The 21127-nt window shown below is 68.8% G+C and carries 18 protein-coding genes and 3 pseudogenes; 11 read left to right on the top strand and 10 right to left on the bottom strand.

Annotated elements, in window-relative coordinates:
- The first annotated feature begins 120 nt into the window (after positions 1-120).
- A complete protein-coding gene (locus tag AQI88_RS39540) occupies positions 121-2928 on the top strand; it encodes an AfsR/SARP family transcriptional regulator (protein ID WP_067010004.1) in 2808 nt (935 codons plus the stop codon).
- Between the two features lie 46 nt (positions 2929-2974).
- Here AQI88_RS39540 and AQI88_RS39535 read toward each other — a convergent pair whose 3' ends face one another.
- Both AQI88_RS39535 and AQI88_RS39530 read right to left on the bottom strand, forming a co-directional pair.
- Complete coding sequence (locus tag AQI88_RS39535) at positions 2975-3412, bottom strand: glutaredoxin domain-containing protein (protein ID WP_067010072.1); 438 nt, start codon at positions 3410-3412, stop codon at positions 2975-2977.
- 406 nt (positions 3413-3818) lie between these two features.
- Positions 3819-4229 carry a VOC family protein gene (locus AQI88_RS39530; RefSeq protein ID WP_067010001.1) on the bottom strand — a complete coding sequence of 137 codons (411 nt, stop codon included), beginning with the start codon at positions 4227-4229 and terminating at the stop codon, positions 3819-3821.
- Between the two features lie 212 nt (positions 4230-4441).
- Here AQI88_RS39530 and AQI88_RS39525 point away from each other — a divergent pair, with 212 nt between their 5' ends.
- Together AQI88_RS39525 and AQI88_RS39520 are read left to right on the top strand one after the other, a co-directional pair.
- Positions 4442-4681, top strand: a complete 240-nt coding sequence (locus tag AQI88_RS39525) for a hypothetical protein (RefSeq protein ID WP_067009994.1) — start codon at positions 4442-4444, stop codon at positions 4679-4681.
- Complete coding sequence (locus AQI88_RS39520; protein WP_067009991.1) at positions 4681-5058, top strand: fic family toxin-antitoxin system, toxin component; 378 nt, start codon at positions 4681-4683, stop codon at positions 5056-5058. Before AQI88_RS39525 ends, AQI88_RS39520 begins: the two co-directional genes overlap by 1 nt.
- Positions 5059-5135: 77 nt before the next feature.
- On the opposite strand, the gene AQI88_RS39515 is transcribed toward AQI88_RS39520, so the two are convergent.
- Together AQI88_RS39515 and AQI88_RS39510 are read right to left on the bottom strand one after the other, a co-directional pair.
- The gene (locus tag AQI88_RS39515; protein ID WP_067009988.1) at positions 5136-5735 is read right to left on the bottom strand and encodes a cysteine hydrolase family protein; all 600 of its coding nucleotides are present in this window, start codon (positions 5733-5735) and stop codon (positions 5136-5138) included.
- 112 nt (positions 5736-5847) lie between these two features.
- Positions 5848-7092, bottom strand: a complete 1245-nt coding sequence (locus AQI88_RS39510) for an MFS transporter (RefSeq protein WP_067009985.1) — start codon at positions 7090-7092, stop codon at positions 5848-5850.
- A gap of 140 nt (positions 7093-7232) precedes the next feature.
- Here AQI88_RS39510 and AQI88_RS39505 point away from each other — a divergent pair.
- A pseudogene (locus AQI88_RS39505) lies at positions 7233-8168 on the top strand (LysR family transcriptional regulator).
- 112 nt (positions 8169-8280) lie between these two features.
- Here AQI88_RS39505 and AQI88_RS39500 read toward each other — a convergent pair.
- Positions 8281-8811 (bottom strand): EF-hand domain-containing protein, encoded by a 531-nt coding sequence (locus tag AQI88_RS39500; protein ID WP_067009978.1) that lies wholly within the window; start codon positions 8809-8811, stop codon positions 8281-8283.
- A gap of 246 nt (positions 8812-9057) precedes the next feature.
- On the opposite strand from AQI88_RS39500, the gene AQI88_RS39495 reads away from it, so the two are divergent.
- Together AQI88_RS39495 and AQI88_RS44370 are read left to right on the top strand one after the other, a co-directional pair.
- A complete protein-coding gene (locus AQI88_RS39495) occupies positions 9058-9588 on the top strand; it encodes a hypothetical protein (protein WP_067009975.1) in 531 nt (176 codons plus the stop codon).
- 371 nt (positions 9589-9959) lie between these two features.
- A pseudogene (locus tag AQI88_RS44370) lies at positions 9960-10153 on the top strand (IS5/IS1182 family transposase); the annotation flags it as partial.
- Between the two features lie 20 nt (positions 10154-10173).
- Here AQI88_RS44370 and AQI88_RS39490 read toward each other — a convergent pair.
- From AQI88_RS39490 to AQI88_RS46925, 3 genes and pseudogenes are all read right to left on the bottom strand, one after another.
- Positions 10174-10722, bottom strand: a complete 549-nt coding sequence (locus AQI88_RS39490; protein WP_067009972.1) for a hypothetical protein — start codon at positions 10720-10722, stop codon at positions 10174-10176.
- 8 nt (positions 10723-10730) lie between these two features.
- Positions 10731-12794 (bottom strand): GDSL-type esterase/lipase family protein, encoded by a 2064-nt coding sequence (locus AQI88_RS39485; RefSeq protein ID WP_159050517.1) that lies wholly within the window; start codon positions 12792-12794, stop codon positions 10731-10733.
- Positions 12795-13217: 423 nt separating this feature from the next.
- Positions 13218-13316 (bottom strand): annotated as a pseudogene (locus AQI88_RS46925) (helix-turn-helix domain-containing protein); the annotation flags it as partial.
- 349 nt (positions 13317-13665) lie between these two features.
- On the opposite strand from AQI88_RS46925, the gene AQI88_RS39480 reads away from it, so the two are divergent.
- Positions 13666-15117 (top strand): amidase, encoded by a 1452-nt coding sequence (locus AQI88_RS39480; RefSeq protein ID WP_067009965.1) that lies wholly within the window; start codon positions 13666-13668, stop codon positions 15115-15117.
- Between the two features lie 333 nt (positions 15118-15450).
- Here AQI88_RS39480 and AQI88_RS39475 read toward each other — a convergent pair whose 3' ends face one another.
- Both AQI88_RS39475 and AQI88_RS39470 read right to left on the bottom strand, forming a co-directional pair.
- Positions 15451-16011: a hypothetical protein gene (locus AQI88_RS39475; RefSeq protein WP_067009962.1), complete on the bottom strand. Its 561-nt coding sequence runs from the start codon at positions 16009-16011 to the stop codon at positions 15451-15453.
- A gap of 406 nt (positions 16012-16417) precedes the next feature.
- Positions 16418-16798, bottom strand: a complete 381-nt coding sequence (locus AQI88_RS39470) for a hypothetical protein (protein WP_067009960.1) — start codon at positions 16796-16798, stop codon at positions 16418-16420.
- 285 nt (positions 16799-17083) lie between these two features.
- Here AQI88_RS39470 and AQI88_RS39465 point away from each other — a divergent pair, with 285 nt between their 5' ends.
- From AQI88_RS39465 to AQI88_RS39445, 4 genes are all read left to right on the top strand, one after another.
- On the top strand, positions 17084-18058 hold the full coding sequence (locus AQI88_RS39465) for an AraC-like ligand-binding domain-containing protein (RefSeq protein WP_067009958.1): 975 nt from the start codon (positions 17084-17086) through the stop codon (positions 18056-18058).
- A gap of 357 nt (positions 18059-18415) precedes the next feature.
- Complete coding sequence (locus tag AQI88_RS39455) at positions 18416-18802, top strand: hypothetical protein (RefSeq protein ID WP_067009953.1); 387 nt, start codon at positions 18416-18418, stop codon at positions 18800-18802.
- Positions 18803-19010: 208 nt separating this feature from the next.
- On the top strand, positions 19011-19637 hold the full coding sequence (locus tag AQI88_RS44355; RefSeq protein ID WP_079058113.1) for a DUF4232 domain-containing protein: 627 nt from the start codon (positions 19011-19013) through the stop codon (positions 19635-19637).
- A 535-nt stretch (positions 19638-20172) separates the two neighbouring features.
- Positions 20173-21127, top strand: a 955-nt coding sequence (locus AQI88_RS39445; protein ID WP_159050516.1) for a trypsin-like serine peptidase, incomplete at its 3' end; no start/stop codon positions are given.

Below are 21127 nucleotides of genomic sequence, written 5' to 3'. Positions count from 1 at the left end.
GCCTCGCATCACGGTGCCAAGCCGACGAGGGACAAACGTTGGACAATCGTTGAATCGGACCGTCCGGGCCGGGTAATTGAAGACGCGTTCGAGTTGCGGCCTCGTGGGGAGTGGGTCGGGATGACGGTGGAATTCAGCGTGCTGGGCAGCGTTGAGGCCAGCATCGACGGCCGGTCTGCGGTGCTCGGGCATGCACGCCAGCGGGCCGTGCTGGCGGTGCTACTGGCCGACGTCGGCCATCTGGTGACGACCGATCAGCTGACGGACCGGGTCTGGGGGAGCCGTCCTCCGCGGCAGGCCGTCCCTACCTTGCGCAGTTATCTCTCCCGGCTGAGACAGGCCCTGGCCGCCACCGGCGAGGCAGTCATCGCGCGGCAGCCAGGCGGTTACGCTCTGACCACCGCCCGCTCCGTGACCGTAGACATGCACACCTTCCGCCACCTTGCCGCACAGGCCCGTGCCGCCGGTGACGACACCCGCGCCGCGGCCCTGTTCGAACAGGCCCTGCGGCTGTGGCGCGCGGAACCCTTTGCCAGCCTGGACACGCCCTGGCTGAACGCCTTGCGCGAGACACTGCTCCAGGAACGCCTGGCGGTTCAACTCGATTGGGGCGACGTGCGATTACGCCTGGGCCAGCACGTCGCCCTGTTGCCCGAAGCAGCAGCACGCGCCGCAGCGCACCCCCTGGATGAACATCTGGCAGGCCAGCTGATGCTCGCACTGCACCGCTGCGGCCGTTCCGCCGAAGCCCTGGACCACTACCGGCGCACCTGTAGCCGGCTGGCCCGGGAGCTGGGAATCGACCCCGGGCGGCACCTGCAGGACATCCAGGCCGCCGTACTGCAACAGGACGCCGTCCCCGCCCCTGTCCCGCAACCGCAAGGCCCGGCACAGCTGAGCACGATCCCTGCGCAACTGCCGCTGTCCGTCGCGGCCTTCACCGGCCGCAAGAGCGAACTCGCCCAGCTCGACCGCCTCCTGCACAGCACGGCCGGGGCCCTGTCGGCGCAGCCTGCCGCAGTGGTGATCTCGGCGGTGTCCGGCACCGCCGGGGTGGGCAAGACCGCACTGGCCGTGCACTGGGCCCACCGCGTACGGGATGCTTTCCCCGACGGGCAGCTGTATGTGAACCTGCGCGGATTCGACCCAGGGGGTTCCGTGGTGGGCCCGGCCGAGGCGGTCCGGGGGTTCCTGGACGCCCTGGGGGTGCCCCCGGCCCGTGTCCCGAACGGCCTGGCAGCACAAGCGGGCCTGTACCGCAGTCTGCTGGCCGGCCGACGGGTACTCGTGGTGCTGGACAACGCGCGCGACGCCGAACACGTCCGCCCGCTCCTGCCCGGCGGGTCCGGCTGTCTGGCCCTGGTCACCAGCCGCAACCGCCTCACCGGCCTGGCCGCGACCGAGGGCGCCCATCTGCTGACCGTGGACCTGCTCACCCCCACACAGGCCGGTGACCTGCTGACCAGCCGCCTCGGCGCCCACCGCACCGCAGCCGAACCCGCCGCTGTCGAGGAGATCGTCACCCGGTGCACCGGGCTGCCGCTGGCCCTGGCGATCATGGCCGCCCGCGCCGCCGCCCAGCCCCGTCTCCCGCTCACCGCCCTCGCTCACGAACTGCGTGAAGCCGGCAGTCGCCTGGACGCCCTGGACGCCGGGGACCCGGCCAGCCAGGTACGGGCGGTGTTCTCCACGTCGTACCGGGCGCTGACCACCGACGCAGCCCGGCTCTTCCGGCTCCTCGGACTCCACCCCGGACCCGACATCGCCCTGCCCGCGGCCGCCTCCCTGGCCGGTCTGTCACGTGCCCGCACCGGCGCCCTGCTGACCGAACTGACCCGCGGCAACCTCCTCACCGAACGCACCCCGGGCCGATACGCCTTCCACGACCTGCTTCGCACCTACGCCACCGAACTGGTCACACACGACAGCGACGACGCCCGGCGATCGGCCGTGCACCGCATGCTCGACCACTACCTGCACACTGCCCACGCCGCCGACGCGCTGCTGACCCGCAGAAAGGACCCGATCAGCGTGGCCCCCGCCCAGCCGGGAGCCGTTGCCGAGGAACTCCCGGACCGCCGGGAGGTGCTGGCCTGGTTCAGCGCCGAGCACCCCGTCGTCCTCGCCGTCGTCGAGCAGTCTCCGGCAGGCTTCGAGACCCACACCTGGCAGCTCGCAACGGTCGTCGCCACCTTCCTCAAGCGGCAGGGACGCTGGCCCGCGCTGGCCGCCGCTCACACGGCCGCCCTGAGCGCCGCACTGCGCCGGAACGACAGGACCGGACAGGCCAACGCCCATCGCGGCCTCGCACTCGCCCGGACACAGCTGAACGGCCCCGACGACGCCCGCGCCCACTACGCGCTCGCGTTGGACCTGTTCGGGGAACTCGGCGACCACGCCGGCCAGGCACGCATCCACAGACACCTCGGCAGGATGTCCGCGGACCGGGACGAGCACCGCAAGGCACTCGGCCACGCCCGCCAGGCCTTCGCTCACTACAAGGCCGCGCACAACAGGCTCGGACAAGCCGGCGCTCTCGACCACATCGGCCGAAACCTCGTCAGACTCGGCGACGACCGGTCGGCGGCACTCTCCTACAGCCTGCGGGCTCTCGCACTCGTCGAGGAGATCGGGGACCTCAACGGCCAGGCCAGGACCTGGAGAAGCCTCGGCTACATCCATCATCACCTCGGCCGGTACGGGCACGCCATCGACTGCTACCGGCAAGCCGTCGATCTCGTCCGCAAGACCGACGACCGCTATCACGAAGCCACCAGCCTCGCCGACCTCGGCGACACCCATCACGCCGCAGCCCACCCCGACGCCGCTCACCACGCATGGACCCAGGCCCTGGCCATCACCGACGAGATCGGACTCCCGGGCACAGCCCCGCTGCGAGCCAGACTTCTCCACAACCTTGACCGATGATCCGAAGGTCGTCCGGGGTATGCGGACGCCTCTGTGACGCTCCCGATCACGCGGAACGGGAGAGCTGCTTGCGCACCCACGCAGGATCGGGGTTGGTGTGCGGCCGGCCCGCCACGATGACGGTCGGCACGGTCTCGTTGCCGTCGTTGGCAGCCCTCACCGCTGCGGCACCAGCCGGGTCGCGCCAGATGTCGACCCAGTGCATTCGGCGGGCGCTACGGCCCAGCCGGATGCGCAGTCGCATGCAGTACGGGCAGCCTGGTCGCCAGAAGACGACCGGCCGGCCGTCGACCGCGCTGCGGCGTTGTGCCTCCAGCGCGCCGATCGACCTCGGGAAGATCAGAGGCGAGTTCACGCCTGCGAGCAGCACAAAGACCAGCAGGAGGGCTGCGGCTGCACCGGGGGTCCCGCTGACGATCAGCCCAGCCGCAAGGGCTGAGCCGCAGAGCACCAGCAGCATCGGCAAGATCCAAGCGCGCGTCATGAAGATGAAGGCTATCGATGAGTCGCAACGGGCCATGCCTTGCCTCTGCTCACTGGCCTCGGCACCGTCAGCCCTACAGGTGGTCGGAGGGAGGCAGTGGGCGAGATCACTCGGCTTCAAGGCGTCGCGTTGATGCTGCGGAACTCGGCCCTCGCCCTCGTGTTCGCGCTCGTCGTCGCGGTGATCGAGCTCGTTGTGCCCCACGGCCAACCAGCCGTGGGGCCGTCATGTCAGGGAGTGCTCCACATCAGAGCATGCGGCGTTTTGCGAAAGTGCCCGTTCGCGGTAGTGAGTCTTGTCGAACTTCCCCCGTCTTCGTAGGCAGGCCCGGTTGGGGCGGGAGTCGTACGCCTGGTCGGCTCGCAGCCGCCGGCGGGGCTGGGCCGGCCCCGCCGCCGTTCGGTGGTCAGCTGTCGCTGCTTCGGCCTCGGCTGCGCTGACGGAGCTCGATCCGGTTGCCGTCGGGATCGAACGCCGTGAGGCGGACGCCGAAGGGATAGGGGATCGGTTCGGGATCGGCGAACTCGACGCCACGTGACTGGAGCACTTTGAACTCCTCGGTCAGGTCGTCGGACTCGAGGAATACAGGCCCCGGCACGACGCTCGATTCCGCGCCATCGACCGCCGGGCCCTGACCCGGGTTGCCCGGCCACAGGATGATCTCGACCGAGTCATCGCCCGGAGCGACTGTCAGGAAGCGTCCGTCAGGACCCGGGTAATCGACACGCTTCTGCAGTCCGAGACTTTCTGTGTAGAACGCCAGAGCCCGGTCCTGGTCGGTCACATAGACCGTGACATACATCAGGTTCTTCAACATCGCCTTCTCCTCGTTCGTACGTGCGCCTCGTCGGCGGTCCTGTCACATCGGCCGTGTTCTGTGGTTCCTACGGATGACGCGCCAAGTCGAGGGAATGTGACAGTGGACGGCCAGGATGAGATGTGACCACTGGCAATCGGTCCTGCGGTCGGACGGTCGCCGCTTCTGATGCGGTCGCCCAGACGTCTGGTAACAGCTGTTACCATGCTGGTATGGCGAAGACACAGTTGGGTGCCCGCGTGGATGAGGATGTTGCGGAACTTGCGAAGAAGCGCGCCGCTGACCTGGGGTTGAGCATCGGGGACTACCTCGCCAGGCTCGTGCAGGATGACGCCAGCGGCCTGCGCGCCCGTGCGGTGGACGCGGCCGCCCGCTTCCTGGCCGAACACCAGACGATCTTCGACGACGCCGAGGAAGCCCAGCACACGTCCCGGGGAGCACGTGCGGCCTGATGGATCTGCACATCGACGTTCCCTGGATCCTGCAGGTCGCTGAGGCTGCCGGTGCCAACGATCCGGCCCCCGACGACTACGGCGTCCCCGTGTCGGCGGTCGCCCGCCACCGAACCGAGCTGTTCGACCAGCCCGTCTACGACGGCCCCTACGCCAAAGCCGCCGCCTTGGTGCATACGCTGGGCCGGTGCCGCTGGCTGGAGCGTTCCAACCTGGCTGTCGCCGCCGCTACTGGCGTGATGTACCTCGAAGCCGTCGGAATTCCGGTCAAGCCTGCTCGCGAGAATGCCGTCGCCCTCAAGGACCTGCTCCTTGACCCCGCCTGCACCGCTGGGAAGATCGCCGCCCTGCTGCGAACCTGGCCTACCGCCACCTGAGACCCGCGGGCCCGGCGCCGCTTCTCGGTCGCCGGGAGCGGTCGCGCAGGGACGGTGGCATCGGCTCGTGGTGCGAGTCAGTCAGCCCGGAGCAGGGCGTTCAGCTCGGCGGTGTCGACGATGTGGGCCCGTGAAGGGAGAACTCGTCGGAGCAGGACGTTGTGGACTTCGGTGTCCGGGTCGGCGACGCCGTCGGACAGGACGTAGAGCTGGTAGTCGCGGTCGGCCGCGTCCATGACGGTGGACAGGACGACGCCGCTGGTACTGATGCCGGAGACGACCAGAGTGGTGATGCCGCGCTCACGCATCTGCTGGTCGAGGTCGGTGGTGGACATACCGCCGTAGCGGATCTTGCGCACGATGATGTCGCCGTCCTGGGGAGCCAGACGCTCGTGGACGGCGGTGGCAGGGTCCTCATGGTGCATGACACGGTGCTGGGCCAGCGGGGCGAAGGACTTGTTGACGTCCGGGATCGCGTCCCAGTCGGCCTCGGTGAAGCCGGTGCGTACGTAGGCGATGGTGCCGCCCTTTGCGCGAACGTCGGCGATGGCCCTTTCCATGCGATCGAGCAGAGCCTTGCGGTCCCCGCCTTCGGGCAGCGCGGCCAGGATCGCGGTCTGGTAGTCCATGACGAGAAGAGCGGTGTGCGCGGGGTCGAGTGCGGGGGCCGTGCTCACGCGGGTTTCCTCCTTGCTGGTGGTGTGCCTGTTCGATGCGGACGTGTACCGGTGGATCAGCTGCTGGCCTGCGGCCTTCGGCCTGCGGGCTTCAGTGGTGAGTTGCGGTGCGTCATGCGTGGCTACGGGACGGTTCCGGCTCGTGCTGCGACGTCTGGTCGCGTCGGGGAAGTAGGAACGGGGTGGCCAGGATGAGCAGTCCCGCAGCCGTGAGAGCGGTGCGGGGGCTGGTGACGTCGGCGAGCAGCCCGCCGAGCGCGGTGAGGACGGCGATGGACGCCTGCTGGCCGATCGACCATGCCGACAGGGTGCGGGCGACGAGAAGACTGGGGGTGTGTTCGAGCCGGTAGGTGGCGAGCACCGGGGTGTACAGGCTCATGTTGATGATGATCGCCAGCTCGACGGCGATCACGGTGACGAGGCCGACGACGCCGGGGCGGACGAAGGCCAGGCCGATCAGCCAGATGGCGCGCAGGGTGCCGACGGTCCGGAAGACCCGGTGCCGGCCGTAGCGGGCCACGACCCGCTGGGCCAGCCGGGAGCCGATGAGTCCGCCGAGGCAGGGGGCGGCGAAGGCGAGGCCGTACTGCCAGGGGGCGAAGTCGAGTTGGCGAAGCAGGAGCACGGCGAGCACCGGCTCGGTTGCCATGATCAGACCGGAGACGAGCATGTTGTTGAGGTAGAGCGCCCGCAGACCGGGCTCGCCCATGATGTGTCGCCAGCCGTCGAACACTGCGCCCAGCCGGACCGGGCTCTTGCCGGTCGGTTGCGGCGCTTCCTCCCGGCCGCGGATCGCGGTGATGCCCAGCGCGGAGAGCAGGTAGCTGAGCGCGTCGGCCACCACGGTGGTGACCGGCCCGAACAGGCCGATCGCCGCCCCGCCCAGCGGTGGCCCGACCGCGAGGGAGCTCCAGTTCGTGGACTCGAACCGCGCATTGGCCACGAGCAGGTCGTCCGGCCGGACGAGAGCCTTGAGGCAGGCGCCGCCGGCCGCGCCGAACGCGATCTTGGCTGCAGCGACCACGATCGAGACCACGAGCAGCTGGACGAAACCGAGCCGGCCGAAGGCATAGGCGACCGGGATCGTCGCCGTGGCCGCGAACCGGGTCAGGTCCATCGCGATCATGACCGGGCGCTTGCGCCGGAACTCCACCCACGGCGCGAGCGGCACCGCGATCAGCGCGCCCACCGCAGGCGCCACCGCGGACAGCGCGGACACCTCGGCGGGGCCGGCGTGCAGCACCAGTACGGCGATCAGCGGCAATGCCCCGAACCCCAGCCCGGACCCGTACGCGCTCACCGCGTACGCCGCCCACAGCCAGCCGAACTGCCGGCCCAGCCGTCTCCTGCCCACCATGCTCAGCGCGCTCCCCTCGACGTCCCGACCGAACAAACCGGCGTTGATCGATGAGAGCTAATCGGGCGGCACAACAACAGGTCAAACAACCATCCAGCCATCTATGTACAACCATGAGTTGTTAGCTAAGGTGAGTCGGCGTGGACCTCGAAGCAGTGCGCACCTTCGCCGCCATCGCGGAAGCCGGCCAGTTCCAGAAGGCCGCCGTCGACCTGTCGGTCACCTAGCAGGCCGTCTCCAAGCGCATCGCCGCGCTGGAGCGCAACCTCGGCGTGCGGCTGTTCACCCGCACCGCGCGCGGCGCCGAGCTCACCATCGACGGGCAGGCGTTCCTGCCCCACGCGCGCGAGCTGCTGCGCGTCGCCGAGCGCGCGGTCGCGTCCGTGCACGCCGGCCGCCGTCCGCTGCGCGTCGACGTGATCGCCTCGCGCGGCGCGGCGTCGGGCCTGATGCGCGGCTTCCACCATGCGCACCCCGAGATCGACCTCGACGTGCTGATGCTGCTCGACATCGGGACGGCCGTCGCCGCCATCCGGTCCGGTGAGATCGACGCCTCCTTCCGCGCCGTCGCCATGCCCGGCCGGCCCCTTCCCGAGGACATCGAGTCCGTCCGGGTGCTCGACGAGCCGCTCCAGCTCCTCACCGGCCCCGCCCACGCGCTGGCGGGCGCCAAGTCGGTGACCCTCGCCGAGCTGGTCGGTCACCGGATCTGGATGCCCGGCATCGTCCCCGGCACCGAGTGGGCCGCCTACTACGACGACCTCGTCGCCGAGTTCAGCCTCACCATCGAGGCGACCGGCCCCAACTTCGGCTCCGACGCCCTCCTCGACACCGTCGCCGACACCCCGGCCCTGGCCACCTTCATGAGCGAGCAGACCCGCCTCGTCTGGCCCGCCGGCCACGGCCTGCGCCGCATCCCGGTGACCGACCCGACACCCGTCTACCCGCACTCGCTCCTCTGGCACCGCGACAACCCCCACCCGGCGCTGACCACCCTCCGCGCCCACCTCGCCGCCACAACGCCCGGCCACGACACCGCCGGGACCTGGGCACCGAGCTGGGTGATTCCGCGCTGAACGCCTCCGCGTGCTCGGCCGGCCCTGCCGGGCGCAGGCGGTCAACGGCGGGCGTCGCCGGGGGCGAGCAGGCTGTCCCAGCCTGCCCCCGGGCCGGTCGTTCCAGTGGAAGTTAAACTCCTCCCAGCGCCTTCACCGCCCCTGTGCTGTACAGCGCCTCGCCCATGGGGGAGCTCTCGCCGGTGACATGAGCACGGATCGACGCGATGTAGTCATCACGGCTGATGCGTCCGTCACCGTCGCTGTCCAGGGCCGCGAACGCTGCTTCGGCGTTGATGACCGGGTTGTTCAGTGCCGTGCGGAGCGCCGTGAACTCGGACAGCTCGAGGGCGCCGTTCCCGTCGATGTCGGCGAGGTCGAAGAGCGCGCCGAGGACGGGCGCACAGACGGTGTCGAACGCCTCAGCGCCCGCCCATGCCGCGTACTCGTCGAAGGTCATCCCGCCGTCGCCGTCGGCGTCCATCGACGCCCACGCTTGCGCGCCCAACGTGCGTGCGGTGACGACGAGCGGGTCGTCCTCCCTACGGCCCGTCGCCAGCGCCACATTCCTGGTGCGCGCCATGTATTCGTCCCTGGAGACGACCCCGTCTCCATCCGCGTCCAGCATGCCGAAGACGAGTCTCTGCGCGGTTGTCTGATCCATCGATATCCCTTCTGCCGGATGCGTTCTGCCGGTGAGAGCCGTATTTCGGTCTGGCTGTCCTACCCGGTGGCTCGGAGGCCAAGGCACCCCACCGGGTGCGCGTTGCGCATGTCCCGCGCGTGGCGCGAGTTGCGCGCGGTCGGTGTGCCGCAAGGAGCCGGGGCGGCAGGGGCGGCTTGGGGTGTAGTCAGGGCCTGGCTCGGGGTAGCCAGGGCCCGTTGGAGGATCGGATTCCGTGGAGGGTGCATGTTCGGCAGACGCGGTGTGGCAGTGGCGCTGAGTTCCCTGGCCCTGGTGGGCTCTTCGCTGGTGTGGGCTCCGGCCGGCCAAGCCCATGAGAGCGAGCATGTCCTGTGCGCGGGCTCCAGTACCAGCATGTACGACCCTCCGTTGACCCTTCAGCCCCGCCCGACCCGTGTTCGCACACACGCCGGTTACGAGTGCACGGCCAAGCCCGGCCGCACCGTGCAGGCCACCGGCTACCTGGAAGGGGTGTCCCCCTCAGCGTCCTGCATCACGGTGGACAGCCCGCACCTCAAGGAGTTCGTCCACTACGCAGACGGCGAACGCTCGTTGATCGCCTACGACAGTGGCACCACTGTCCGCGTCGCCGGTGTCCTCGTCGTCAGGCTGTCGGGCCGGGTTATCAAGGGCCGCGGCGAAGGGCAGGCGGCGCAGCGGATCGTCCCCGCACTCCCTGGCCAGTTGCCCACGGAGTGCCTCTCCTCCGGGCTCCGGGGAAGCGGCGGTGAGGCTGTGCTGGAGATCGGGCTGTGAGCCGGCCCGCGGTGGGGGTTCCCCGAACCCATCGGCTGCATCCCCCGGCCCGCTGAGCTGCTCGCAGCCATGGCCGACCACGCGGCAGACCGGATCGGGGACGGCGAACTCGCCGCTGCCGAGGATCGCGTGGTCGCCGACACCATCCGCCGCCTGGAGGAGATCGGCTCCCCAGTCGTCACCGACGGCGAACAGTCCAAGCCCACCTTTGCCACCTACCCCCTGGCCGGCCTGGACCGGCCGGCGCCCGACGGTGTCGTCATCCCCTCCGCCGACGGACACCAGCGGCAGCTGCCCGCGCCGTCGACGTTGCCGTCACGAAGTTGGCTCAGCTTCGCGCCCCACAGGGGTTTGGCCAGTGTCGACGCGACCGTATCCGTGTCTCGCGCCCGGCTGGCGAGTATCCGAGGACGCGCCGGACCACGTCTGCGGCGACAAAGCGCGCAGTTCCCGCCGCAACCGCCGCTACCTGCGGCGACCGCAGATCCGGCACACACCCCCCGATTGCCGGGACCAGCGGGCCAACCGCCAACGCCGTGGAAGCCGCGGCGGCCGACCCATCGGCTCGACCGGACCCGCTTTGCCTCAGTCCTCGTCCGTGGCGACGATGACCACGGCATGGCCCTCACCGATGCCCACCACGGCCGCGTCGAAAGTGGCTTCGGTCAGCGGTGTCCAGGAGACGTTGCCGTGAGCGCCCTCCCGGTACGCGGCGTATCCGTTGGCGCGCCAGTCGGCGTCCGGACCGAGCAACACCGCGAGCCCGTCACCGATGGCATCGGCCACGGGGCGCATCGGGCCGTCCGGAACACCGTTCGTATAGGCGAGGGTGCGAATGAGCGTGGCGGCCGTCCAGCGCGACACCTCGTGCGGAGGGATCCGCATGCGCAGGGCGGACTCCATCTGCTGCGGGCTCCGTGGGCCCCGTGCCTGTGGTTTACAGTGCCCGCAGTGCGGCATGAGCAACCCGGTGGGCGCCAGGACGTCCCAGCACAGTTGCCCGTGGCTGCGGCCGTCGTCCGGTCCGAGGTGGACGATGCGGTCTGCGTACTCGCCCCACTCCGTCAGCCACATGCCGAGGTTCGCATCCGCCCCCAGGTCGTACGCCGGGGGCGTCTCGAACGACAGCCTCATGATGCTCCTCACCCGCGTCCCGCAATCTCCTTCGAGTCGGCCGGCTCGACGTGGATTCCCTGGACAGGGTCATTGTGGCAGGTGTAGTCCGTGGCGGGCCTGCCGAACGGGCTCTCCAGCTTTCCGCCGAGCTGCGACAGGCACTCGCCGAGGGCCTCCTGCCCGTAGGCGTTGGGGTGCAGTGCCTCTTGCTGATCACCTTGAGAGGTCCAGGGAAACGTCTGGAACCAGAGGTACGGGATCCAGCGGACCCATTCCGCCTGCCAGACGGGCAGTGGATCGGCCGACGTGTCGCTCGCGGTCGCCTGGTGAGCCCGGTTGCTGCACAGTTCGTGGCCCTCGAACGCGGCGCCGAGGTCGAAGAACCTGGCGCCCACGGTCGCGGCGGCGTTTCTGAGTTCTCGCGTCAGGCCTCCCACGAGCGTCTGCCGGGCCCAGTCGGTGTCCGCGTTGTAGAAGGGGCAGCCGCCTTCGGAGTAGCGCGGGCCCTTCTCCGGGTAGCGGTAGTCCGTGCTGCGGGGGAGCGGGTCGGGGTAGGACTGCACCACCAAGTGGTAGTCCTTTGGCCGGTATCCGGCCGTCCGCATGGTCTGCTGGATGGTTTGCAGGGCGGTGACGACCTGCTGCCGGACCGTCGTGAGTTTCTCGTTCACATCCGGCCAGACATTCTTGCAGTAGGCCACGATCTGCAGCAGGTACCGTTTGCCGCAGGACCGGACGATGTCGCTGAAGCCGAGATCGTTTCCGCCGATCGACACGACGATCATCTTGACCTGGTACCTCTTCGCGATGTCCGCGAGCTGTTCGGTCTGTGCGTCTTCGTCTTTGTCGGCGTACGGGTGGGTGATCTCGTTTGTGGTGGCCCCGGAGCAGGCGAGGTTGAAACGCCGCCATGCAGGGACATGAGGGTAGTCGGCGGTGTTGATCGGGGCGACGTCCGAGCGGTCGCACTTGTTGCCGCCGGGGGCGTAGGAGGTGGGGCCGTAGACCGTGGCGAGGTCGTGGTCGCAGGTCTTCTCGTCGCTGGAGCAGTTGGCAGCAGCGCGGTCTGTTCCCCACACCGAGCCGTGCGCCCCGGTGTCGGCGTTGCCTGCCCACCGCCCGGCTTCGCCGGAGATGTAGCTGTCGCCGAGCGACACGATGGCCGGGTTCTTCGGCGGCACGCATGTGGCCTGGCGGGCCCGCAGGATTGCGTCGATGGGGTCGCAAAGGAACTCGTGTCCGTCAGCGGCGGCGCTGGTCCAGAAGCCGACGGGGTAGTGGTCGGAGGCGTCCAGGTAGGTCAGACGGAAGCCGGTGTACTGGTTGTCGGTCGCCCCATTGGCGATCATATAGTCGAACTCGTCCTTCGGGTTTTTTACCGGGTACGTGAAATGCCCCGATCGGACGATCTTCAGGTCCGGGTAATCCGCGAGAAGCGGTCCCAGTGAGTCGGGCGTGCGGTTGAAGTCTCCCATGGCTGCCCAGTGGCTTCCCGCGTCAGCTGAAATCTTGCTGATCAGGCTGGGTACGTCGTTCCGCTGACTGACGCGGCTCGGTCTGTTCTGCGCGTGGAGGGTATAGAACCAGGTTCCGTCCGTGAGCCGGATGCCAAGGGCGGGCTTGGCAGCGCTGTCCACTGGGCCGCCAGGCAGGACCGGCTGAGGGGGGATGACCTGGACCGCTCGCACCGAATCGGTCGGTTGATTGACGACGATGGCCAGGGACCGGTTCCTGCGAGTCGGTGTCTTGACCTTGTAGATGATGCAGGGGCTCCGGTGCAGTTGGCCCGGCAGGGGTGGCCGGCAGTTCACCCACCGATAGCGCTCGACAGTGAAGCCGTGGGCCAGCGTCGTCTGCCGGCTCACATACGCACCGTCCGCCAGTTCCGCATCCGGGGGCACCGCGTCAGGGACTTCCTGAAGGGCGAGGACTTCGACCTGTTTGGCCGCCGTGTAGACACCCTGCTGCCAGCGGTCCGGGGCGCCTTGCATATTGAACGTTCCGGTCCGGTGCCGGTCCGCCTGGGCCTGGGCAGTATCCGGAAGCAAGACTGCCTGTACCAGACTTGTCACCGTGGTGAGGGCCAGCAAGACGGCCAGGAGAACTCGTCGGGCCCGCACCGGTGCACGAAAGGCTGTCATTGCTTTTGTGCCCTCTCCGGGAGCCCTGCGCTCCCACCATGATCGAATCTGAGGCGGCGGCTCTGGAGCACCCGCACCAGAAGCAGCGACAAATGGAGTCAAGGGAGGACGGGGAGGTTATATCCCGCCGACCGCGGGCCGTCGTCACTACTCGGTCCTGCCGGAGCGGTTCCGCCGTGCCGCCAACGGCCGCCGACGGGGCCAGAAAACCGAAGTGTTCCTTGAGGTGAAAAGCACACTGCAATTCACGAACCGCCAACTATCCAGAGGCCTGTAACGCCACATCACCGGAGTGCAAGGGTAGATCAGAGCCGAATGAACTGGCGGTTGACACAGGCATTCAGCAGCCGGGGAATTGAAGTCGCCGCAGACAAGCAGGCCGATCACCGCGGCCGTACAGGCGTGGGCGGTGCCGACGGAGACACCGAAGCCGGCCGCGATCTGTGCGGGCGTGTCGTGCCGGCGCAGACACCGGCCCGACCAGGGCATGAGGCAGGTCGAGTGTGGCAATATACGGAGCCAACGCGGCTCCTGTGCCTGTGGGTTGAGACTTCGAATACCTCCCCCGACGGCACGGGAGCCTCGTGCGTTGCTCACACCACCCTCGTCACCCGATCAGCGGCCGTGCTGAAAGCGTTCACTGTCCACCGTGACAGTCAGTCTCCGTCCAGGCGGAGGCGAAGCCGCCGCGCGCCGCCATCGCCGGCGGTCAGCCGAATTGTCTGTGGCCGGAGAGGAGCACCATGAGTATGGAGAAATCCAACCCGTTGCGCGAAGCGGCATTTCATGGCCTCTTCCAGAGGCCGATAGGGTCGGATTCATGGAGTGGAATTTTTCGACGGCCGAAGAACTTGCGGCTGCCTTGCGCGCCGGTGAAGTGACCTCGGCGGAACTGACCGACGAGGCGATCGCCCGTATCGAGCGGGATGACAAGGCGATCAACGCGATCTGTGTGCCGGACTTCGACCGTGCACGGGCCGCCGCGCGCGGCGCCGACCAGGCGCGCGCCCGCGGTGAGGACCGGCCGCTGCTCGGTATTCCGGTGACGGTCAAAGAGTCCTACAACATCGCCGGGCTGCCCACGACCTGGGGCATACCGCTGCACCGGAACTACATGGCGGCCGAGGACGCGGTGCAGGTGTCGCGGCTCAAGGCCGCAGGCGCGGTGGTGCTCGGTAAGACCAATGTGCCCTTGGGGCTGCAAGATATACAGAGCTTCAACGAGATCTACGGCACCACCAACAACCCGTGGGACCACCGTCGTACGTCGGGCGGATCCTCCGGCGGCTCGGCGGCGGCCCTGGCGTCCGGGTTCGGCGCGCTGTCCATCGGCTCCGACCTCGCCGGTTCGTTGCGCACCCCCGCGCATTTCTGCGGCATTTACGCGCACAAGCCGACACTCGGGCTGGCGGCGAACCGCGGCATGGTCCCGCCGCCCGGGCCGGCCCTGCCGGTCGAGTACGACCTCGCCGTCGTCGGTCCGATGGCGCGCACCGCTCGCGACCTCACGCTCCTGCTCGACGTCATGGCCGGACCGGACCCGCTGACGCTCGGTGTGGCGTACCACCTGACGCTGCCGCCCGCGCGCCACGAACGGCTCCGCGACTTCCGGGTCCTGGTCCTCGACGACCATCCGCTCATTCCGACCGGGTCCGCCGTGCGGGCGGGCGTGGGCCGGGTGGCCGACGCGCTTGTCGACGGCGGTGCCCGCGTCGAGCGGCACAGTCCGCTGCTGCCCGATCTGACCGAAGCCGCGATGCTCTACACGCAGTTGCTGTTTTCGAGCTCGGTTGCACGTTTTCCCGTCGAGGCGTACGAGCAGCTGCGGACCCGCGCCGCCCAGCTGAGCGCAGACGACCAGAGTCTGGATGCGGCGCGGCTGCGCGCCATGGTGTTCAGCCACCGCGACTGGATCGAGGCGGACAGCCGTCGCCAGCTCCACCGCCACGGCTGGCGGCAGTTCTTCACCGAGTTCGACGCCGTGGTGTGTCCCATCACGCCCACTCCCGCGTACCCGCACGACCACAACCCCGATCCGAGGGAACGCCGGATCGACATCGACGGCGTCGAGTACCCGTACTTCGACCAGCTCGTCTGGGCCGGTCTGGCCACCATGCCCGGCCTACCCGCCACCGCCGTACCAGCGGGCCGGTCCCCTGAGGGTCTGCCGGTGGGAGTACAGCTCATCGGTCCGATGTTCGAGGACCGCACCCCGCTGCGGCTGGCCGAACTGCTCGAGCAGGAGATCGGCGGCTTCCAGACACCGAAGTAGGGCGCGGGCTGTCCGTGCTGGTCGGGGCACCGGCCGGGGTGGCTGCTGCGTCCGCACTCCCCTTCACACTCGCACTGCCACCCGGCGCGGTTCTTGATCGCCTCGGTGATCTCCGGCCAGCTGTCGGCCTGCCGAACCACGGGTTGACGAACACGAGCTGCTCCGCGGCGACCGGGTTCCTCGATCCCGCCTCCCCGCTACCCATGGCCAATCAGGAGAAGACACGGCTGAAACGGATGCAATACCGCCCCCACCTCGTCGAGGGCCTCATCGCCAAGACCAGGCTCGACCTCGAACCTCCCTGACCCAGCCGTTGAAAATCTCCTAAAGGGGTCAGGGGCCAGGGGGCAGCAGGTGGGGGGCGCGGACGCCGAGGATGCCGAAGACTTCGTCCTTCGCCGGCCCCCGCACCTCCGCCATGAAGTCGGGGTCCACCCGGCCTGCCCTGGCCCAGATCCCGCCGAGGGACTCTGCGCAGTGCTGGGCCAGCACGCTGGTGAAGTCCTCGGCGCGGATGATCCGGGCCAGGCTCGATTCGACGAACGGACCGGAGAGGAACTCCAGATCCCACGCCGCGTCGTATTTCTCGTCTTCGCGAGCCATGGGGTCGTCAAGGATGCCGACCAGCAGGACGGCCCTTTCCTCATCGGGGATCTCCGGCTCGGCCCACACCGGGGCACCCGGGGTGGACGCATTCGCGGTGTGGAGTCGTCCCCTTCCGAACAGCCCCTCCAGCCATCTCCTCATCCGGAACAGATCCTCGATCCCGTCCACGATCACCTCACCGATCCCGCTGCCGACGTCACCGCCCACGCCGCCACCGACCACGGTCCCGACCGGCCCGGCGAACATGCCGACCTCGGCGACATAGCCTGCTCGGTGCGGCCGCCACATAGTAGATGTCGTAGGCCACGGCCGCGGCGATCAGCAGCTTGCCACCGACCTTCGCGGTGGGCCTGGCCAAGGTCGATGGCTCCGTGAGCGTCGGGGATTCCGGGGTTCTGGCCGCGGTTCCGTGAATGATCTTGCGTCCGGAGACGCTGCCTCAGGTCGCTGGTGCGTCGACGACAGTGACTACGGCCTGCGTGAATTCGGCTGCCAGAACCAGAACGGTCCCTACGCCGGCTTCCAGCGGTTCCGGCTCAGCTGGCACGGAGCGGTCAGGACCGCCACAGAGGTGCGGCCGCCCACCGTGCGCATCCCGCGCAGGTGGGCGGCCTCGCCCGTTGGGTCGGTTACCGCGGTGTACCCACCGCCGTGATCGTCGCGTCGAGTCGGTCCTCGGAGACCTGCGTGAAGGTCACGGTCGGGTGAGGATGCGTATCCGGAGTAGCCTGAACGAGGCTCGGCCGTACATGGCTCTCTTGATCGTTTTGATGCGGTTGACGTTGCCGGTGCAGCCGCGTTCTCGGGTCTCCCGGAACACTTGGGTGCCACGGGTGCATCCGGCGGTGAACCGGCTGTTCAGGTAGGCCTTGAACGGCTCCGGAAGCCCGGCCTTGTGGACTCCGAAGTCCCTGGCGGACGCGAGGAGTTCGTCCAGCGGGGTGGTCTTGAAGCGGCGGACCCTCTTGCGGTCGAGGCGCCGGCCCCGGTCCCGGCAGACGACCTCCGCCCCCGGGTGCTCGCGCAGCCAGGCAGCGGCAGTGAAGGTCTCCGACGGATGGTGCAGCCGGGGCACTGCGGCGGCTCGCCGCGCGCTGCCACCTCCACCGTGGGGAGCCCGGGCCGAGACTCAGGCGCTCCAACTCGGCATCGACTCCGGGAAACAGCACATCCTCGATCGTGCAGACGTCGTCCACGCGAGGGAGATGCCGCAAGGAAAACAACCCGCCCCCGAGCAGGTCGTGTGAGTGAGCGCTGCTTCGGCATCTGCCCGGCGCGAAGTGGAACCGGGGCGTTCAGCTGCCCCGTCATCCCCAGGGAGAGCCTTTGACCAGCGTTTTCAGAAACGGTGAAAAGACAGTTGTTGGACGAGATGGTGTTCCGGAGCGAAGACGTGTCCGCAGCGGACCGGTTCGACTACTGGTCCGAGCTCTTGGGCCGAACCCATGCACCCATGGAACTGCGCAGCGACCACGCCGACGACTTCCGTGCCTCCCAGCGCGTGCTGGACCTCGGTGCCGTCACCGTGTGGTCTGCCACGTTCCAGCCGCTGGTCTTCCGGCGCACGCCGAAGCTGATCCGGCAGTCCGACCCCGAGGCGTACCACCTGTCACTCGTCGTGCGCGGGAGCGGGTCGGGCGTGTGGCGGCACCGGGAGACCGAGTACAAGCCGTACGACCTGTTCATCAACTCGTCCTCGCTGCCGAACGACGTCTACAGCGCCGGGGACAGCGTCCAGACGGTGGCGCTGGAGGTTCCCAAGGCCCTGCTGCCGCTGCCGCGCGACATAGCCGGCCGGATCGTCGGGGCACCGGTATCGGCCCGGGAAGGCATGGGTGCCCTGCTGGCACAGTTCCTCACCCAGTTGATCGCGGACCCGGCCGCGTACGAGCCCTCCGACCGGCCGCGGCTGGCCACCGTCGTGACCCCTCTGGTCGCCGCGCTCTTCGCCCATCTGCTCGAGGCCGGTGACTGCCTGCCCCCGGAGACCCACCAGCGAGCCCTCACCTTGCGCATCCAGGCGTTCATCCGGGAGCACCTGCACGACCCGCATCTCACCCCGAGCACGATTGCCGCCGTGCACCACATCTCCACCAGCTACCTGCACCGCCTCTTCCAGGACGAAGACGCCACGGTCGCCGCGTGGATACGCCGCCTGCGCCTGGAGGCGGCCCGCCGCGACCTCGCCGACCCGGCGCTCCGCACCATCCCCATCCACGCCATCGCCGCCCGCTGGGGATTCCCCCGCGCAGCCGACTTCAGCCGCGCTCACCGCGCGGCCTACGGCACCACGCCCAAGGACCACCGGCACCAGGCTCTCCACCACGGCGAGTGAACCCATTGCCGACACAGAGCCTTCGCCAACGTGAAGTTGCCGGTCAGAGGACCCGTTCCGGCGACCGCGAGTTCGTCCCGCTCGGCCCGTATCTCGGCCAACTGCTTGGCCAGCTGTTCTTCGAGTTCGTCCAGTTCCGCGCGCCGTGCGGTGATCCGTTCCAGCTGCTGCTGCCAGTCCGTGGTCGGCAGCCGGAATACCGGCCGCAAGTCCACTCATTGCCAAACGGAGTGTGGACCGACTGCTAACGACTCTTCGGCGGGATTCCGGGATTCTCTACTCATACGGGTTTCGCGCACGGTGGCTGGTGCTTCGCGGGGGACAGCGCCAGCCACCGAACGAGAACGGGGATGCAAGATGAAACGCACGACGCACCGCACCATCGCCAGGGCGGCCGTCGCGCTGGGTGCCGCCGCCGGCCTCGCCCTCACCGCCGGAGTGGGCTCCGCCCAGGCGCTCACCTACATGGGCTGGGTCAGCAACGAGGCCCACGGCAATTTCACCTTCGAGAGCTACGGGGAGGTTGTCACCGTCAGGGACACCGCGTCCGACGGCTGGGGGATCGAGGTCCAGGTGTACGACGGTAAGACGTCCAAGCTCTCGTACTGCAGGGTCGCCGGAGACGGCAAGAGCAAGAAGTGCGACATGTCCTTCCCGGAGGGCCATCGGCTGAGCTTTGACATCTACGGCTACGACGACAGCGGCAACATGACCGACGCATCATCGTACGAATTCACAGCCTGAGATGCGCTCGTGTGCAGTTGAGCGCCGTTGCAGATACGGCAACTGGTTCGGACGCCGGGCCGAGTCTGTGTTGCACGCCCGACGTTGCTCAGCGCGTCGAGGAGGCCGCCTCGGGAACCTCCGCGCAGGCATGTGCTCTCTCCGTCCGGGACGCAGGAGCGGTGGCACCCGGCCGCCGCAGGGTGGCTTCACCAGGGGGATGTAACTCATGGCACGGCGAACAGCGGCAGTCTCCGCGATCAGCCTGGCGGTGGTTGTGGCTGCTGCAGCCTGCGGTCCACAACACCGTGGCGCCGCGCAGGCGCCCACCGGGCCGTCACGGACGACGGCGCCGTCCGCCCCATCGTCCCGGACGCCCGCGTCGCCCTCGGCCTCGACAGGCGCCCGGCCAGGTGCCGCATGTGGCACCAAGCAACTGCGGTGGAGACTGACGCGCCTCGCCGACAAGTCGAGCAAGGCTCCGACGGCCCTGTTGAGCGCGACCAACATCGGCGGCACGTCCTGCGCCTTCGACGGCTACCCGTATGTCGAGGTCTACTTGGGCAAGGGACCGTCGGAATCGGCGAAGCCGAAGACGACAAAGCCGGTTCGGCTGGCGTTGGACCACGGCCGCACGGTCGACTTCCCGCTGTTCTATCCGGCATCCCCGCTCCGTGACGGGTACTGCTCCATACCGGTGGACGAGGACCCCAGGATCGCGGTGCAGCCGCCGCACCCCGCGCGCACCGACTACGGCACTCTGCTGCAGTTGACTGACGCACACGGCCGGCATCTGCGTGCGACGGTGTGCGACACCATGCACATGGGCTCACCTCGGCTGCGACAGACCGAGTGAGCGGCGGGGCACAGGCGCCGAACCGACCGTGCGAGGCGGCGGCGCCGGGCCAGGATCAGCACGTTTCGATATGACCGTGCACATGCCGATGGGACCATCCGATCGTGAGGGCAGCGACCGCTGACCACGGTCGGCTGATACCGCCTCATGGCGGCATAGGGGAACGCATCGGGGGCGCAGTGATGCCGGGAACCGACGCGGCCGACACCCAGGTGCCGGGGGGATCACACAGGCGGCCGCGCCAGACGAGACGCCGCGGGTCGCGACGTTCCCGGGCGTTCCATGCCCCCGTCCCGGACGTGCCGACGGGCCACGATCCGCGGGCAGTTGACGCCGCGCTGTTCCCTGTCATCGGGTACGCCACGCGTCGCTGCCGCACGTTGACGGCGGGCTGATCGCCACTCGGACCCCGTCGCGGCAGATCGAACTTCGTATGGACGAATACCCGGCCTCGTATTCCGCGACGGCCGTCATCCTCACGCATGGCCGGAGGCTCACCGTGCCCTCCGGCATGCCTGACATGGAGTAAAGGTACTTGTACACCAGACGAATACGTCTTGGGGCTGCCGTCGCACTGTGTGCTGGGCTGCTGCTGGGCAACGCCGCAGCGGCCCAAGCCGCCACACCGACCCCGACCCCCGACCGACCCGCCACGGCCAAGCCGGCACCCACCGGCAAGGTCACTCCCGCCCCGAGACCCTCCACGTCCGCCACGTCGTCACCGACGGACAAAGGCAAGGCCGACGCCGGCTGGACGGTCCAGGACGCCATCCGGTTCTGGACGCCTGAACGCATGGCCTCGGCCACCGACCCCTCGGGCCGCATCGCCCAACCGCAGGGCTGGGTGGCACCGCGCAAGAAGCGGTCCGTCGCCGCCGCCGACAAGCACTTCGACGGCATCAAGTCCGTCGGCACGCTCTTCAGCCAGAGCAAGGACATGACAGCGCACCACTGCACGGCGAGCGTGGTGCGCAGCAATGGGCACAATCTCATCCTCACCGCCGGGCACTGCCTCGGTGACAAGGCAGCATTCGTTCCCAAGTACGACCACACCAAGTCGGCCGCCGACCAGCCGTACGGAATCTGGCCGGTCAAGGAGTGGTTCCGCGACTCCCAGTACGCCTCGGACAGAAGCGCCAACTCCGACCTGGACTTCGCCTTCGCGAGCCTCAACGAGAACGGCGGCCGCAACGTCCAGGACGTCGTGGGCGCCAACACCCTCGCTCGTACGCCCGGCTTCGTCAACCAGGTGACCGTCATCGGCTACCCGATGGTCAAGTACGACTCGACGGACCGCGCGTTCCGCTGCCGCGACGTCACGACGACTCCGCTGCCGGCCTACAACCAGATGCAGATCGACTGCGCCGGCATGTGGGGCGGGGTCTCCGGCGGGCCGTGGTTCTCCAAGCTCGACTCCTCGGGCGACACCGGTGAGATCATCGGGAATGTGGGCGGTTTCCTGCAGGGCGGCCCCGATGTGGACCCCACAG

Origin of the sequence: Streptomyces cellostaticus (assembly GCF_001513965.1) — a bacterium.
In the GTDB taxonomy this organism is placed as follows: Bacteria; Actinomycetota; Actinomycetes; order Streptomycetales; family Streptomycetaceae; genus Streptomyces; species Streptomyces cellostaticus.
This window is presented reverse-complemented; position numbering and strand designations above follow the sequence as displayed.

Bases quoted from the DNA above. Each gene is read 5' to 3' on its own strand.
- AQI88_RS39540 (WP_067010004.1), top strand. From the start codon at position 121: ATGACGGTGGAATTCAGCGTGCTGGGCAGCGTTGAGGCCAGCATCGAC.
- AQI88_RS39535 (WP_067010072.1), bottom strand. From the start codon at position 3,412: ATGACGCGCGCTTGGATCTTGCCGATGCTGCTGGTGCTCTGCGGCTCA.
- AQI88_RS39530 (WP_067010001.1), bottom strand. From the start codon at position 4,229: ATGTTGAAGAACCTGATGTATGTCACGGTCTATGTGACCGACCAGGAC.
- AQI88_RS39525 (WP_067009994.1), top strand. From the start codon at position 4,442: ATGGCGAAGACACAGTTGGGTGCCCGCGTGGATGAGGATGTTGCGGAA.
- AQI88_RS39520 (WP_067009991.1), top strand. From the start codon at position 4,681: ATGGATCTGCACATCGACGTTCCCTGGATCCTGCAGGTCGCTGAGGCT.
- AQI88_RS39510 (WP_067009985.1), bottom strand. From the start codon at position 7,092: ATGGTGGGCAGGAGACGGCTGGGCCGGCAGTTCGGCTGGCTGTGGGCG.
- AQI88_RS39500 (WP_067009978.1), bottom strand. From the start codon at position 8,811: ATGGATCAGACAACCGCGCAGAGACTCGTCTTCGGCATGCTGGACGCG.
- AQI88_RS39495 (WP_067009975.1), top strand. From the start codon at position 9,058: ATGTTCGGCAGACGCGGTGTGGCAGTGGCGCTGAGTTCCCTGGCCCTG.
- AQI88_RS39490 (WP_067009972.1), bottom strand. From the start codon at position 10,722: ATGAGGCTGTCGTTCGAGACGCCCCCGGCGTACGACCTGGGGGCGGAT.
- AQI88_RS39480 (WP_067009965.1), top strand. From the start codon at position 13,666: ATGGAGTGGAATTTTTCGACGGCCGAAGAACTTGCGGCTGCCTTGCGC.
- AQI88_RS39475 (WP_067009962.1), bottom strand. From the start codon at position 16,011: ATGTGGCGGCCGCACCGAGCAGGCTATGTCGCCGAGGTCGGCATGTTC.
- AQI88_RS39455 (WP_067009953.1), top strand. From the start codon at position 18,416: ATGAAACGCACGACGCACCGCACCATCGCCAGGGCGGCCGTCGCGCTG.
- AQI88_RS44355 (WP_079058113.1), top strand. From the start codon at position 19,011: ATGGCACGGCGAACAGCGGCAGTCTCCGCGATCAGCCTGGCGGTGGTT.